Below are 15,343 nucleotides of genomic sequence, written 5' to 3'. Positions count from 1 at the left end.
CATCGCCGCCGTCAGCGTCGTTTTCCCATGGTCCACATGACCAATCGTCCCCACATTCACATGCGGCTTCTTACGCTCGAACTTTTCCTTGGACACAGCTCAAACCTCTTGCAGTTCTTTCAAATAACGCGAATTCGGTATCAGGACGCCTTGGCGGCAACCGCCTCGGCGATCTGGGCGGGGGCCTCGGCGTACTTCTCGAATTCCATCGAGTAGGTCGCGCGGCCCTGGCTCATCGAGCGCAGCTGGGTCGAGTAGCCGAACATCTCGGACAGCGGCACCTCGGCCTTCAGCAGCTTCTGGCCGGCCACGTCTTCCATGCCCTTCACCAGACCCCTGCGGCGATTAAGGTCGCCCATCACGTCGCCCATGTACTCCTCGGGCGTCTCGACCTCGACCTTCATCATCGGCTCGAGCAGCACAGCACCCGCCTTCAGGGCGCCTTCCTTGAAGGCCATCGAACCGGCCACCTTGAACGCCATCTCGTTGGAGTCGACGTCATGGTAGGAACCGTCGAACAGGGTGACCTTGACGTCCTCGACCGGATACCCGGCGAGCACACCGTTGGCCATCTGTTCTTCGATGCCCTTGGAGACGGCCGGGATGTAATCCTTCGGCACCACACCACCCACGATGGCGTTCTCGAACTTGTAGCCTTCGCCCGGCTCCAGCGGCTCGATGCGGATCCAGACGTGACCGTACTGTCCGCGACCACCGGACTGGCGCACGAACTTGCCTTCCTGTTCGACCGTCTTGCGGATGGTCTCGCGGTAGGCCACCTGGGGCTGACCCACGTTCGCCTCGACCTTGAATTCCCGCTTCATGCGGTCGACCAGCACCTCCAGGTGCAGCTCGCCCATGCCGGAGATGATGGTCTGCCCGGATTCCTCGTCGGTCCGCACGCGGAACGACGGATCTTCCTGCGCCAGCTTGTTCAGCGCGATACCCATCTTTTCCTGGTCGGTCTTGGTTTTCGGCTCGACCGCGATGGAGATCACCGGATCCGGGAACTCCATGCGCTCCAGTTCGACCGGGTCGTTCGGGTCGCACAGCGTGGTCCCGGTGTACAGGTCCTTCAAACCGACCACGGCGCCGATGTCACCCGCGCGCAGCTCCTTGATCTCCTCGCGGGAGTTCGAGTGCATCTGCAGGATGCGGCCGATGCGCTCGCGTCGATTGTTCTGCGTGTTCAGGACCGAGTCGCCGGCCGACAGCACGCCAGAGTAGACGCGCACGAAGGTCAGCGAGCCGACGTAGGGGTCGGTCATGATCTTGAACGCCAGCGCGGCGAACGGCTCGTCATCGGAGGCGTGCTTCTCGACCGGCTCCTCGGTGCCGGCCTTGACGCCCTTGATGGCCTTGACCTCTTCCGGCGACGGCAGGTACTCGACGACCGCGTCGAGCATCGCCTGCACACCCTTGTTCTTGAACGCGGAGCCGCACAGCATCGGCACGATCTCGAGCTCGATGGTGCGGTGGCGCAGCGCAGACTTGATCTCTTCCTCGCTGAGGGTGCCCTCGTTGAGGTACTTGTCCATCAGCTCTTCGTTGGCCTCGGCGGCCGCCTCGAGCATGTTCTCGCGCCACTTCTCGGCGTCGGCCTTCAGCTCGTCCGGAATATCCTTGTACTCGAAGGAGATCCCGAAGTTGTCCTCGTCCCAGTAGATGGCCTGCATCTTCACCAGGTCGATCACGCCCTTGAACTGGTCCTCCGCGCCGATCGGCAGCTGGATCGGGACCGGGTTCGCCTGCAGGCGCTCCTTCATCTGTTCATAGACGCGCAGGAAGTCGGCGCCGGCGCGGTCCATCTTGTTGACGAACGCCATACGCGGCACGGCGTACTTGGTCGCCTGGCGCCACACGGTCTCGGACTGCGGCTGCACACCACCGACCGCGCAATACACCATGACCGCGCCGTCGAGCACACGCATGGAGCGCTCGACCTCGATGGTGAAGTCCACGTGCCCGGGGGTATCGATGATATTCACCCGGTGCTCGTCGAACTGCTTGGCCATGCCGGACCAGAAGCTGGTGGTCGCCGCGGAGGTGATGGTGATCCCGCGCTCCTGCTCCTGCTCCATCCAGTCCATCACGGCTGCACCGTCATGCACCTCGCCGATCTTGTGCGACAGACCGGTGTAGAACAGGATGCGTTCGGTCGTCGTCGTCTTGCCGGCGTCGATGTGCGCGCTGATCCCGATGTTCCGGTAGCGCTTAAGTGGGGTCTTGCGTGCCACGGTGAGCCTCTCTAAACAGATTTACCAGCGGAAATGGGCGAACGCCTTGTTCGCTTCCGCCATGCGGTGAGTGTCTTCGCGCTTCTTCACGGCCGAGCCCTTGCTGTCGGCGGCGTCCATCAGTTCGCCAGCCAGCTTCAGGGCCATGGTCCGTTCGCCACGCTTGCGGGCGGCCTCGACCACCCAGCGCATCGCCAGCGCGTCCTGACGCACCGAGCGGACTTCCACCGGAACCTGATAGGTCGCACCACCGACGCGGCGCGACTTGACCTCGACGCGCGGACGGATGTTGTCCAGGGCACGCTCCAGCGCACCCATCCCGTCGCCCTGCTTGGACTCGATCTGGTCCAGGGCGCCGTACACGACCTGCTCGGCGACGGACTTCTTGCCGTCACGCATGACCGTGTTGATGAACTTGGCCAGGCGCTCGCTTCCGAACTTCGGGTCGGGGAGGATGTGACGCTTGGGGGCAGCTGCTCTTCTAGACATGTTTCAGTTCCCGGACTGGATCTCGGTTAGGATTTCTTGGGACGCTTGGTGCCGTACTTGGACCGGCCCTGGGCACGCTTCTGCACGCCCTGGGTATCCAGGCTGCCGCGCACCGTGTGGTAGCGCACACCCGGGAGGTCCTTCACGCGGCCGCCCCGGATCAGGACCACCGAGTGCTCCTGCAGGTTGTGGCCTTCCCCACCGATGTAGCTACTGACTTCGTAGCCATTGGTCAGCCGCACGCGCGCAACCTTGCGCAGCGCCGAGTTCGGCTTTTTCGGGGTGGTCGTGTAGACACGGGTGCAGACCCCGCGCTTCTGCGGGGAACCCTGCAGCGCCGGCACATCGCTCTTTTCGACGGGGCGCTTGCGGGGCTTGCGTACCAACTGGTTGATCGTGGCCATGAAACCCTTTCTCCTAGCCTAAAAATAACGACAGGCCGGCGCCGAGACCGGCCTGTCGAGGGAGCGGAATTCTAATCGCCGCCCCCGTGAGTGTCAAGATGGGACGGGTCACTCGGACCCGTCTTCCGCGGTACCCGGATCGGTGGTGGCGGGCTCGGACTCGGCGGTGGCCGCCTGGGTCTCCTCGACCGCCTCGAACTCGGGCATTTCCAGCGCGCGCTTGCGACGGCGCTCCTTGTGGTAGGCGAGGCCCGTCCCGGCGGGGATCAGGCGCCCGACAATCACGTTCTCCTTCAGACCGCGCAGGTCGTCGCGGGCGCCACGGGTGGACGCCTCGGTCAGCACGCGGGTGGTCTCCTGGAAGGAGGCCGCGGAGATGAACGACTCGGTGACCAGCGAGGCCTTGGTGATCCCGAGCAGCACGCGCTCGTAGGTCGCCGGCTGCTGATCCGCACCCAGTTGTTCGTTCTCCTCGAGGACACGCACGCGATCGACCTGGTCCCCGGCGAGGAACTTGGTATCGCCGGCGTCCACGATGTTCACCTTGCGCATCATCTGGCGGACGATCACCTCGATGTGCTTGTCGTTGATCTTCACGCCCTGCAGGCGGTAGACGTCCTGGATCTCCTGCACCTGGTACTCGGCCAGGGTGGTGACACCCCGCAGACGCAGGATGTCGTGCGGGTCCAGCTCGCCATCGACTACGACCTCGCCACGCTCCACGCGCTCGCCCTCGAAGACGTTCACGGTCCGCAGCTTCGGGATCAGCATCTCGACCGGGTCGCCCTTGTCCGGGGTGATCACCAGGCGCTGCTTGCCCTTGGTCTCCTTGCCGAACGACACGGTACCCGAGATCTCCGCCAGCACCGCCGGCTCCTTCGGACGGCGTGCCTCGAACAGGTCGGCCACGCGGGGCAGACCCCCGGTGATATCACGGGTCTTGGAGGACTCCTGCGGCAGGCGCGCGATGACGTCACCGACCTCGACCCGGGCGTTGTCCTCCAGGTTGAAGATCGCGTTGGCCGGCAGCATGTACTGCGCGGGCATGTCGGTGCCCGGGATGTACACCTCGTTGCCGTCGTCGTCGAGCAGCTTGACCGTCGGGCGCAGGTCCTTTCCGGCCGACGAGCGGCTCTTCGGATCCAGCACCACGTTGGACGACAGCCCGGTGAACTCGTCGGTCTCCTTGGTGACGGTGACGTTCTCGACGAAATCCGCCAGACGGATGTTACCGGCCACCTCGGTGACGATCGGATGGGTATGCGGATCCCAGGTCGCGACCTCCTGGCCGGCCTCGACGGTGTCCCCGTCGTGGACCGTGATGGTCGCGCCGTACGGGATCTTGTAACGCTCGCGCTCGCGACCCTGGTCGTCGATCACGCCCAGCTCGCCGGAACGCGACACCGCGACCAGGTTGCCGGCCTTGTTGGTGACCGTCTTCAGGTTGTGCAGACGCGCGGCCCCGGAGTTCTTCACCTGGATCGCGCTGACCGTCACCGCGCGGCTCGCGGCCCCGCCGATGTGGAAGGTACGCATGGTCAGCTGGGTACCCGGCTCGCCTATCGACTGCGCGGCGATGACGCCCACGGCCTCCCCGGCGTTGACCTCGTGGCCACGGGCCAGATCACGCCCGTAGCACTTGGCGCAGATGCCCTGGCGGGTCTCGCAGGTGATCGCCGAACGCACCAGCACCTCGTCCACCGACGCGCCGTCCAGGGTGTCCACCATGGCCTCGTCCAGCAGGGTGCCCGCGGGCACCAGCACCTCGTCGGTGCCCGGGCGGAGCACGTCCACCGCGGTGGTACGCCCCAGCACGCGATCGCGCAGCGGCTCCACGACGTCGCCACCCTCGATGATCGGCTTCATCAACAGGCCCTGCTCGGTGCCGCAATCCGGCTCGGTCACCACAACGTCCTGGGAGACATCCACCAGGCGACGGGTCAGGTAACCCGAGTTCGCGGTCTTCAGCGCGGTATCGGCCAGGCCCTTGCGCGCCCCGTGGGTCGAGATGAAGTACTGCAGGACGTTCAGACCCTCGCGGAAGTTCGCGGTGATCGGCGTCTCGATGATGGAGCCGTCCGGCTTGGCCATCAGGCCGCGCATGCCGGCCAGCTGTCGGATCTGCGCGGCGGAACCACGCGCGCCGGAATCGGCCATCATGAAGATCGAGTTGAACGAGTTCTGCTCGACCGTTTCGCCGTCCTTGTTGGTGACCTGCTCCTTGCCGAGGCGTTCCATCATGGCCTTGGCGACCTGGTCATTGCAGTGCGACCAGATATCCACGACCTTGTTGTAGCGCTCGCCCTTGGTGACGAGACCAGAGGCGTACTGATCCTCGATCTCCTTCACCTGGTCCTCGGCGCCCTGCAGGATCGGGTGCTTCTCGTCCGGGATCACCATGTCGTCTGCGCAGAAAGACACGCCGGCACGGGTGGAGTAGTAAAAGCCCGCGTACATCAGCTGGTCCGCGAACACGACCGTGTCCTTCAGGCCCAGGCGGCGGTAGCAGGAGTTGATCAGCCCGGAGATCGCCTTCTTGTTCAGCTCGCGGTCGATCAGCTCGAACGGCAGGCCCTTGGGCATGATGCGCGACAGGATCGCGCGACCGACCGTGGTCTCCACGCGCATGGACGGCAGCGCTTCGCCCTCGGCGACGTCGGCCATGGTGTCCGCGATGCGCACGGTGATGCGCGCATGCAGGTCCACCTGCTTGTGCTCGTAGGCGCGGTGCACCTCGTCCACGTCGGAGAAGGTCATCCCTTCGCCCTTGGCGTTGACCTTCTCGCGCGACAGGTAGTACAGACCCAGCACGATATCCTGCGACGGCACGATGATCGGCTCGCCGTTGGCCGGCGACAGCACGTTGTTGGAGGACAGCATCAGCGTGCGCGCCTCCAGCTGGGCCTCCAGCGACAGCGGCACGTGCACGGCCATCTGGTCACCGTCGAAGTCGGCGTTGAACGCGGCACAGACCAGCGGATGCAGCTGGATCGCCTTGCCCTCGATCAGCACCGGTTCGAAGGCCTGGATGCCCAGGCGGTGCAGGGTCGGGGCACGGTTCAGCATCACCGGGTGCTCGCGGATCACCTCTTCGAGGATGTCCCAGACCTCGGGGCCTTCCTTCTCCACGGCCTTCTTGGCGGCCTTGATGGTCGTGGCCAGGCCACGGCGCTGCAGCTTGCCGAAGATGAACGGCTTGAACAGTTCCAGCGCCATGCGCTTGGGCAGGCCGCACTGGTGCAGGCGCAGAGTCGGACCGACCACGATCACGGAACGACCGGAGTAGTCGACGCGCTTGCCCAGCAGGTTCTGGCGGAAGCGGCCCTGCTTGCCCTTGATCATGTCGGCCAGGGACTTCAGCGGGCGCTTGTTGGTGCCGGTGATCGCACGACCGCGACGCCCGTTGTCCAGCAGCGCATCCACGGACTCCTGCAGCATGCGCTTTTCGTTGCGCACGATGATGTCCGGGGCGTTCAGCTCCAGCAGGCGGCGCAGCCGGTTGTTCCGGTTGATCACCCGGCGGTACAGGTCGTTCAGGTCGGAGGTCGCGAAGCGGCCACCGTCCAGCGGCACCAGCGGGCGCAGGTCCGGCGGCAGCACCGGCAGGACCTTCATGATCATCCACTCCGGCTTGTTGCCGGACTCGAGGAAGGACTCGACCAGCTTGAGCCGCTTGCCCAGACGCTTGATCTTGGTCTCGGAGCCGGTCTCGGCCAGCTCCTGGCGCAGCTTGGCAGCCTCGGCCGGCAGATCCATCTCCTTCAGCAGGCTCAGCACGGCCTCGGCGCCCATCAGCGCGGTGAAGTCGTCGCCGTGCTCTTCCATTGCCTCGAGGTATTCCTCGTCGGTCAGGAGCTGGCGCTTCTCGAGCGTGGTGAAGCCCGGATCGGTCACGATGAAGGACTCGAAGTAGAGCACCTTCTCGATGTCCTTCAGGGTCATGTCCAGCAGCAGGCCGATGCGGGACGGTAGGCTCTTGAGGTACCAGATGTGGGCGACCGGCGAGGCCAGGTCGATATGCCCCATGCGCTCGCGGCGCACCTTGGTCTGGGTGACCTCGACGCCGCACTTCTCGCAGACCACGCCGCGATGCTTCAGGCGCTTGTACTTGCCGCACAGGCACTCGTAGTCCTTCACCGGCCCGAAGATCTTCGCGCAGAACAGGCCGTCACGCTCCGGCTTGAAGGTCCGGTAGTTGATGGTCTCCGGCTTCTTCACCTCGCCAAAGGACCAGGAACGGATCTGGTCCGAGGACGCCAGTCCGATGCGGATCGCATCGAACTCTTCCGGCTGGGTCTGCTGCTTGAACAGATTCAGGAGGTCTTTCATTCGCTTGCCTCACAAACTTGGTTTCGAGGGGCGCGCACGCCCCGTCGGATCACAATCGGATCGGAGAAGATCAGTCCTGCTCGAGCTCGATATTGATGCCGAGCGCCTTGATCTCCTTCATGAGCACGTTGAACGACTCGGGGACGTTGGCCTCCATGTGGTGCTCACCGTCAACGATGTTCTTGTACATCTTGTTACGGCCCTGCACGTCGTCCGCCTTCACCGTCAGCATCTCCTGCAGGGTGTAGGCGGCGCCGTAGGCCTCCAGTGCCCAGACCTCCATTTCGCCGAAGCGCTGACCGCCGAACTGCGCCTTGCCGCCCAGCGGCTGCTGGGTGACCAGCGAGTACGGGCCGGTGGAACGCGCATGCATCTTGTCGTCCACCAGGTGGTTCAGCTTCAGCATGTGCATGTAGCCCACGGTAACCGGGCGATCGAATTCGTCGCCGGTGCGGCCATCGTAGAGCTGGGCCTGCCCGGTCTCGGGCAGGTCCGCCAGCCGCAGCATCTCCTTGATCTCGGCCTCTTCGGCACCGTCGAATACCGGCGTCGCCATCGGCACGCCACCGCGCAGGTTCTTGCACAGGGTGATGATCTCGGCATCCGACATGGAGTCGAGGTCCACCTTGCGCTCGCGGTGGTTGTAGATCTTGTCGAGGAACTCGCGCAGCTTCGCGATCTCGGCCTGCGCCTCGAGCATGCGGTTGATCTTGTCGCCCAGGCCCTTGGCGGCCCACCCGAGGTGAACCTCCAGCACCTGCCCGACGTTCATGCGCGAGGGCACGCCCAGCGGGTTCAGCACCACGTCGACCGGGGTCCCGTCCTCGAGGAACGGCATGTCCTCTTCCGGCACGATCATCGAGATCACGCCCTTGTTGCCGTGGCGACCGGCCATCTTGTCGCCCGGCTGCAGGCGACGCTTCACGGCCACGTACACCTTGACCATCTTCTGCACGCCCGGCGGCAGGTCGTCGCCCGCGGCCAGCTTGGCCTTCTGGTGCTCGAACTTCTTCTCGAACGCCTCGTGCTGGTCCTGGATCTGACGACCAAGGTCCTCCAGCTGGGAGTTGACCGCGTCGTCCTTCAGCCGCACCTCGAACCACTTGTCGCGGGACAGGCCCTGCAGGTACTTCTTGGTGACCTTGGAGCCGTCACCCAGGCCGTCCGGCCCGCCGGCGGCGGTCTTGTTGACCAGCAGCTTCTCCACGCGGGCGTAGATATCGTCCTCGTAGATGCGCAGCTGGTCCTTCAGGTCCTTCTGCACGGCGGCGAGATCGTCGGCCTCGATCGACTTGGCGCGGGCGTCCTTCTCCACACCGTCGCGGGTGAACACGCGCACGTCGATCACCGTACCCTCGATGCCGGACGGCACACGCAGGGAGGTGTCCTTCACGTCGGAGGCCTTCTCGCCGAAGATCGCCCTCAGGAGCTTCTCTTCCGGCGTCAGCTGGGTCTCGCCCTTCGGCGTGACCTTGCCCACCAGGATGTCACCCGGATTCACCTCGGCGCCGACATACACGACGCCGGACTCGTCCAGCTTGTTCAGCAGGGACTCGGAGACGTTCGGGATATCCGCGGTGATCTCTTCCTGGCCCAGCTTGGTGTCGCGGGCGACACAGTTGAGCTCCTCGATATGGATGGTGGTGTAGCGGTCCTCCTGCACCACGCGCTCCGAGATCAGGATCGAGTCCTCGAAGTTGTAGCCGTTCCACGGCATGAACGCGACCATCATGTTCTGGCCCAGCGCCAGCTCGCCCATGTCGGTGGAGGAGCCGTCCGCGATCGCGTCGCCCCGGGCGATCTCGTCGCCCACCGCGACCAGCGGCCGCTGGTTGATGGAGGTGTTCTGGTTGGAACGCGAGTACTTGGTCAGGTTGTAGATGTCCACGCCCGGCTCGCCGGCGACGGTCTCGTCGTCGTTGACCCGGACCACCACGCGACCGGCATCGACCGAGTCCACAGTCCCGCCGCGCTTGGCGACGATCGCGGAGCCGGAGTCGATGGCGACGGCGCGCTCGATGCCGGTGCCCACCAGCGGCTTGTCGGCACGCAGGCACGGCACGGCCTGACGCTGCATGTTCGCACCCATCAGGGCGCGGTTCGCGTCATCGTGCTCCAGGAACGGCAGCAGCGCGGCCGCCACCGACACGATCTGCTTCGGCGAGATATCCATGTACTGGATCTTGTCCGGAGTCGAGATCGTGAACTCTTCCTGGTGGCGGCAGGAGACGAGGTCGTCGCTCAGACGGCCTTCGTCGTCCATGGCCGCGTTCGCCTGGGCGATCACGTACTGGCTCTCCTCGATCGCGGAGAGGTAAACGATCTCCTCGGTGACCTTGCCGTCCTCGACCTTGCGGTACGGCGTCTCCAGGAAGCCGTAGCGGTTGGTGCGGGCGTACACCGCCAGCGAATTGATCAGGCCGATGTTCGGGCCTTCCGGGGTCTCGATCGGGCAGACGCGACCGTAGTGCGTCGGATGCACGTCGCGCACCTCGAAGCCGGCACGCTCGCGGGTCAGGCCGCCCGGGCCCAGCGCGGAGATGCGGCGCTTGTGGGTGACCTCGGACAGCGGGTTGTTCTGGTCCATGAACTGCGACAGCTGGCTGGACCCGAAGAACTCCTTGACCGCGGCCGCCACCGGCTTGGCGTTGATCAGCTCCTGCGGCATCAGGCCCTCGCTCTCGGCGACGGTCAGACGCTCCTTGACCGCGCGCTCAACCCGCACCAGGCCCAGACGGAACTGGTTCTCGGCCATCTCGCCCACGCTGCGGATACGGCGGTTGCCCAGGTGGTCGATGTCGTCGGTGCGGCCGTTGCCGTTGCGCAGGTCGATCAGGACCTTCAGCACATCCAGGATGTCCTCCGGCGACAGCACGCCCTCGCCCTCGTCGGTCTCGCGACCCACGCGACGGTTGAACTTCATGCGGCCCACGGAGGAGAGGTCGTAGCGATCCTCGGAGAAGAACAGGTTGGAGAACAGGTTCTCCGCGGCGTCCTTGGTCGGCGGCTCGCCCGGGCGCATCACGCGGTAGATCTCGACCTGCGCCTCCAGCTGCGTCTTGGTCGGGTCCAGACGCAGGGTGTCCGACATGTACGGACCATGGTCGTAGTCGTTGGTGTAGATCGTCTGCAGGGTCTTCACACCCTCGGCGCGCAGCTTGTCCAGCAGTTCCTGGGTCAGGGCGTCGTTGGCGCCGGCGATCAGTTCGCCGGTGGACTCAACCACCACGCCCTTGGCCAGCACACGACCCAGCAGGTATTCGTCCGGCACCCGCAGGGTGCTGATGCCGGCCTTCTCGATCTCCCGGATGTGACGGGGGGTGATGCGGCGACCCGCCTCGACGATGACCTTGTCACCGTCGGTGATATCCACCACGGCGGTCTCGCCGCGCATGCGCTCGGGGATCAGGTCCAGCTCGCCACCATCCTCGTCGAGGGTGAGCTGGTTGAATTCGAAAAAGGTGGCCAGGATCTCTTCGGTATCCATGCCCAGTGCGCGCAGCAGGATCGACGCCGGCAGCTTGCGGCGACGGTCGATGCGCACGTATACCCCGTCCTTGGCGTCGAACTCGAAGTCCAGCCAGGAACCGCGGTACGGAATGATGCGGGCGTTATAGAGCAGCTTCTGCGCGCTGCCCTGCGTCTTGCCCTTGTCGCTGTCGAAGAACACACCGGGGGAGCGGTGCAGCTGCGACACGATCACGCGTTCGGTGCCATTGATGACGAAGGTGCCGTTCTCCGTCATGAGCGGCATCTCGCCCATGTAGACCTCCTGCTCCTTGACCTCCTTGACCACGGTGGAGCCCGCCGGGGCTTCCTTGTCGTGGATCACGAGGCGCAGCAGCACACGCAGCGGGGCCGCATAGGTCACGCCACGGATCTGGCATTCCTTCACGTCGAACATCGGCTCGCCCAGGCGGTAGCTCACGTACTCGAGCTGGACATGACCGGAATAGCTGACGATGGGGAATACCGACTGAAACGCCGCGTGCAGGCCCAGGGGATCACGCCCGTCCGGCGCTTGGTCCGCCTGCAGGAAATCCCGATAGGACGTCAACTGGGTCTCGAGCAGGTACGGGACGTCGAGGATCTGGGGACGCTTCCCGAAGTCCTTGCGGATACGTTTCTTTTCGGTATAACTGAGGGCCATGGCTTACCTCGGAGGCTAGCTGAACAACGCGGAACAAAACCCGCGCCACCACGGGCTGAGGCTGACGACCAAACGGCCGCCAGCCTCAGGGCTTCGTGATGTACACGAAAACAACAGGCGCAAGCGCCTTCTTACTTCAGTTCGACGGTGGCGCCCGCTTCTTCCAGTTCCGTCTTCATCTTCTCGGCCTCTTCCTTCGGCGCGCCTTCCTTCACGGTCGCCGGCACGCCTTCGACCATTTCCTTGGCTTCCTTCAGACCCAGCCCGGTCAGGCCGCGCACGACCTTGATCACGCCGACCTTGTTGTCGCCGAAGCTGGACATCACGACGTCGAACTCGTCCTTGGCTTCGGCGGCGGCGGCTTCACCACCACCGGCAGCGGCCGGGGCGGCCGCGACGGCGGCAGCGGCGGACACGCCGAACTTCTCTTCCATCTCGCTGATCAGGTCCACGATCTCGAGGACCGTCATGTTGCCGATGGCTTCCAGGATATCTTCTTTCGAAACGGCCATTTCTAACTCTCCTAACGGGTCGTACCCGAATTCATTCAGTACTTGCTGCAGAAAAAGGCGGTAAGGGTTCAGGCTGCCTGTTTCTGGTCACGGATTGCTGCAACGGTACGCACCAGCTTGCCGGGGACTTCGTTCACCGTACGGGCGAACTTGTCGAGCGGCGCCTTCATGGTGGCGAGAAGCTGCGCAAGCGCCTCTTCACGCGTCGGCAGGCTCGCGAGGCGATCGAGATCGTTCGCCCCCATGAGCTGCCCACCAAAGGACACCAGCCGGACCTTCAGCTGATCGTTCTCCTTGGCGAAGTCCTTCACCAGGCGCGCGGCGGAGCTGGGCTCCTCTTCACTGAAGGCCAGGATCAGCGGGCCATGCAGCTCGGGCTGCATGCACTCGAAATCCGTACCCTCAATGGCACGCTTGGCGAGGTTGTTCTTCACCACTCGCAGATAGACACCGGAGGACCGTGCCTGCCGACGCAGGTCGGTCATCTGCGCTACCGAGAGACCCCGATATTCCGCGGCGACCGCGGAATGTGCCGAGGCAGCAACCGTAGCCAGTTCCGAGACAATCACCTTCTTGTCATCGAGATTCAAAGCCACGTTGACTCTCCTCTAGTAAGACCACCCGGAGGCGGTCGTGAAACCGGGCGAACCCGGTACTGCGGTGCTCCCGTCGCAGGTACTTCCTGAATCGGGTGACACCATCTGCGCAGGCTGAGGTATTAAGCCGGGCCCGAAGGCCCCGCGCCTGCGGTCTTGGATGGCGTGCCGCTTGCGCGACAGCCGACCAAAAACCGAATGTTGTTGCTCAGAGGCTCAGCGAGCCCTGATCGACCTTGACGCCCGGACCCATGGTGGTCGACACCACCACGCCCTTGACGTACTGACCCTTGGAGGTCGCCGGCTTCATCTTGACCAGATCGGCCAGCAGGGCGTTCAGGTTCTCGGCAAGCGCACTGGATTCGAAATCCGCCGCGCCGATCGTGCAGTGCACGATGCCGCCCTTGTCGGTGCGATAGCGCACCTGCCCGCCCTTGGCGTTGGTCACCGCGGTGGCCACATCGGGGGTCACGGTGCCGACCTTCGGGTTCGGCATCAGGCCGCGCGGCCCGAGGATCTGGCCCAGCTGACCGACCACGCGCATCGCGTCCGGGGAGGCGATCACCACGTCGAAGTCCAACTGACCGGCCTTCACCTGTTCGGCGAGGTCGTCCATACCGACCACGTCCGCGCCGGCTTCCTTCGCCGCATCGGCGTTGGCACCCTGGGTGAACACGGCCACGCGAACGGTCTTGCCGTTGCCGTGCGGCAGCACGGTGGAACCACGCACCACCTGATCGGACTTGCGCGGATCAACGCCGAGGTTCACGGCGACATCGACCGACTCGCGGAACTTGGCCTTGGGCAGGTCACGCAGGAGATCAAAGGCCTCGGTCACCGGATACAGACGGGTCGGTTCGACCTTCTCGCGGATGGCCTGCATACGCTTGGAAAGCTTTGCCATGTCAGAGACCCTCCACTTCGAGGCCCATACTGCGGGCACTACCGGCAATGGTACGGACCGCGGCATCCAGATCCGCCGCCGTCAGGTCGGGTTCCTTGGTCTTCGCGATCTCTTCCAGCTGGGCACGGGTGACCGTACCCACCTTGTTGGTATTCGGCTGACCGGACCCGGACTGGATGCCCGCGGCCTTCTTCAGCAGGATCGCCGCCGGCGGCGTCTTGGTGATGAACGTGAAGCTGCGATCGGCGTACACGGTGATAACCACCGGGATCGGCAGACCGGGCTCCATTTCCTGGGTCTGCGCGTTGAACGCCTTGCAGAACTCCATGATGTTCACACCGCGCTGACCCAGCGCGGGGCCCACGGGCGGGCTCGGGTTGGCCTTGCCGGCCGGGACCTGAAGCTTGATATACGCTTCGATTTTCTTTGCCATGAGAACTCCCTCGGGTGCGAACGCCTCGCGGCTCCCCGATCAGCAGGTAACGACGCTTGCGCGTCGGTCAGGTTTTCTCGACTTGGTGGAACTCCAGTTCCACGGGCGTCGAGCGGCCGAAAATCTGGACGGCCACCAGCAGGCGGCTCTTGTCGTAGTTGACCTCTTCGACCACGCCGTTGAAGTCGTTGAACGGCCCATCGATCACGCGAACCATCTCGCCCACCTCGAACAGGACCTTCGGGCGCGGCTTCTCGGCGCCTTCCTGCATGCGCTGCAGGATGGCGTCGGCTTCCTTGTCGCTAATCGGGGCCGGGCGATCGGCCGTCCCGCCGATAAAGCCGAGCACGCGCGGCACGGCCTTCACCAGGTGCCAGGCCTCGTCGTTCAGGTCCATCTGCACCAGCACGTAGCCGGGGAAGAACTTGCGTTCGCTCTTGCGCTTCTGGCCGTCCTTCATCTCGACGACCTCCTCGGTGGGGACGAGGATCTCGCCAAAGTGATCCTGCATGCCGAAGCGCTCGATGCGCTCCTCCAGGGACCGCTTCACCTGCGCCTCGAAACCCGAGAATGCCTGTACGACGTACCAGCGTAGTGCCATGGTCGAGAATCCTGATGCTTATCCGATGAACCGACTGATGCCCCAGCCCAGGAACATGTCCAGGAGCCAGAGGAAGATCCCCACCAGGATCACGACAGCAATGACGATCAGCGTGGTCTGGGTCGTCTCGACGCGGGTGGGCCACACCATCTTGCGCACCTCGGTGCGCGCGTTGCCCATGAAGCCGGCGAGCTGGCTGCCCTTGGCGGTCGTCATCCCGATGCCGATGGCGACCCCCACAACGGCGAGCAGCCCGAGGACGCGAATCAGAGTGGATTCGTCCTGGAACCAATAGAAGCCCATGACGCCGGCAATCAGCAGCGCCACGGCCACCGCGAGCTTGACGGTATCAAGCACGCCGGTCTGTTCCGATTGTTCACTCATGAATACGTATCACCCGGTGCTGCCGCCATCCGGAAGATGGCAGGCCAGGAGGGACTCGAACCCCCAACCTGCGGTTTTGGAGACCGCTGCTCTGCCAATTGAGCTACTGGCCTATAAATCGAATCGACAAGAAACAAACGCGAGAGACGACGCACCCGGCGCCGCCTCTCGCGGTCGATCTGTCAACTTGTCTACTGTATCACTCGATGATCTTGGAGACGACGCCGGCGCCGACGGTGCGGCCACCTTCGCGGATCGCAAAGCGCAGCCCGTCTTCCATCGCGATCGGGTTGATCAGGGACAC

Annotated in this window: 12 protein-coding genes, 1 tRNA gene and 1 pseudogene; all 14 read right to left on the bottom strand. The window is 64.5% G+C overall.

All coding sequences use genetic code 11. The annotated features are described in order from the left end of the window. The coding region (locus D106_RS15000) for a GTP-binding protein (RefSeq protein WP_018137563.1) at positions 1-96 on the bottom strand (96 nt) is incomplete at its 3' end. A 44-nt stretch (positions 97-140) separates the two neighbouring features. Then, positions 141-2,237, bottom strand: coding sequence for an elongation factor G (fusA, locus tag D106_RS0114000; RefSeq protein ID WP_018867960.1), 2,097 nt, complete (start codon positions 2,235-2,237; stop codon positions 141-143). A gap of 21 nt (positions 2,238-2,258) precedes the next feature. Next, positions 2,259-2,726, bottom strand: coding sequence for a 30S ribosomal protein S7 (gene rpsG, locus D106_RS0113995; RefSeq protein ID WP_018175517.1), 468 nt, complete (start codon positions 2,724-2,726; stop codon positions 2,259-2,261). 26 nt (positions 2,727-2,752) lie between these two features. Beyond that, a complete protein-coding gene (rpsL, locus tag D106_RS0113990; protein ID WP_017940461.1) occupies positions 2,753-3,130 on the bottom strand; it encodes a 30S ribosomal protein S12 in 378 nt (125 codons plus the stop codon). A 108-nt stretch (positions 3,131-3,238) separates the two neighbouring features. Continuing rightward, complete coding sequence (gene rpoC / locus D106_RS0113985) at positions 3,239-7,459, bottom strand: DNA-directed RNA polymerase subunit beta' (RefSeq protein ID WP_018867959.1); 4,221 nt, start codon at positions 7,457-7,459, stop codon at positions 3,239-3,241. Between the two features lie 70 nt (positions 7,460-7,529). Continuing rightward, on the bottom strand, positions 7,530-11,609 hold the full coding sequence (rpoB, locus tag D106_RS0113980; protein ID WP_018880409.1) for a DNA-directed RNA polymerase subunit beta: 4,080 nt from the start codon (positions 11,607-11,609) through the stop codon (positions 7,530-7,532). Between the two features lie 131 nt (positions 11,610-11,740). Further along, on the bottom strand, positions 11,741-12,121 hold the full coding sequence (gene rplL, locus D106_RS0113975) for a 50S ribosomal protein L7/L12 (protein WP_018867957.1): 381 nt from the start codon (positions 12,119-12,121) through the stop codon (positions 11,741-11,743). 68 nt (positions 12,122-12,189) lie between these two features. After that, a complete protein-coding gene (rplJ, locus tag D106_RS0113970) occupies positions 12,190-12,711 on the bottom strand; it encodes a 50S ribosomal protein L10 (RefSeq protein WP_018867956.1) in 522 nt (173 codons plus the stop codon). 214 nt (positions 12,712-12,925) lie between these two features. After that, entirely contained in the window at positions 12,926-13,621 is a 696-nt protein-coding gene (rplA, locus tag D106_RS0113965; protein WP_018880408.1) for a 50S ribosomal protein L1, read from the bottom strand. Between the two features lies 1 nt (position 13,622). Next, complete coding sequence (rplK, locus tag D106_RS0113960; protein WP_018867954.1) at positions 13,623-14,054, bottom strand: 50S ribosomal protein L11; 432 nt, start codon at positions 14,052-14,054, stop codon at positions 13,623-13,625. Positions 14,055-14,121: 67 nt separating this feature from the next. After that, the gene (nusG, locus tag D106_RS0113955; RefSeq protein WP_017940468.1) at positions 14,122-14,655 is read right to left on the bottom strand and encodes a transcription termination/antitermination protein NusG; all 534 of its coding nucleotides are present in this window, start codon (positions 14,653-14,655) and stop codon (positions 14,122-14,124) included. Between the two features lie 18 nt (positions 14,656-14,673). Then, a complete protein-coding gene (gene secE, locus D106_RS0113950) occupies positions 14,674-15,039 on the bottom strand; it encodes a preprotein translocase subunit SecE (protein ID WP_017940469.1) in 366 nt (121 codons plus the stop codon). Between the two features lie 37 nt (positions 15,040-15,076). After that, positions 15,077-15,152 (bottom strand) — tRNA-Trp (locus D106_RS0113945). 86 nt (positions 15,153-15,238) lie between these two features. Continuing rightward, positions 15,239-15,343: pseudogene (locus tag D106_RS14995) on the bottom strand (elongation factor Tu); the annotation flags it as partial.

The organism is Thioalkalivibrio sp. ALE9, assembly GCF_000377445.1.
Taxonomy (GTDB): Bacteria; Pseudomonadota; Gammaproteobacteria; order Ectothiorhodospirales; family Ectothiorhodospiraceae; genus Thioalkalivibrio.
Note: the sequence above shows the minus strand (reverse complement) of the source record. Positions and strands in the feature narration are given on the sequence as shown.

Excerpts from the sequence above, each read along its gene's own strand:
- rpsG (WP_018175517.1), bottom strand. The coding sequence starts at position 2,726 with ATGTCTAGAAGAGCAGCTGCCCCCAAGCGTCACATCCTCCCCGACCCG.
- rpsL (WP_017940461.1), bottom strand. The coding sequence starts at position 3,130 with ATGGCCACGATCAACCAGTTGGTACGCAAGCCCCGCAAGCGCCCCGTC.
- rpoC (WP_018867959.1), bottom strand. The coding sequence starts at position 7,459 with ATGAAAGACCTCCTGAATCTGTTCAAGCAGCAGACCCAGCCGGAAGAG.
- rpoB (WP_018880409.1), bottom strand. The coding sequence starts at position 11,609 with ATGGCCCTCAGTTATACCGAAAAGAAACGTATCCGCAAGGACTTCGGG.
- rplL (WP_018867957.1), bottom strand. The coding sequence starts at position 12,121 with ATGGCCGTTTCGAAAGAAGATATCCTGGAAGCCATCGGCAACATGACG.
- rplA (WP_018880408.1), bottom strand. The coding sequence starts at position 13,621 with ATGGCAAAGCTTTCCAAGCGTATGCAGGCCATCCGCGAGAAGGTCGAA.
- rplK (WP_018867954.1), bottom strand. The coding sequence starts at position 14,054 with ATGGCAAAGAAAATCGAAGCGTATATCAAGCTTCAGGTCCCGGCCGGC.
- nusG (WP_017940468.1), bottom strand. The coding sequence starts at position 14,655 with ATGGCACTACGCTGGTACGTCGTACAGGCATTCTCGGGTTTCGAGGCG.
- secE (WP_017940469.1), bottom strand. The coding sequence starts at position 15,039 with ATGAGTGAACAATCGGAACAGACCGGCGTGCTTGATACCGTCAAGCTC.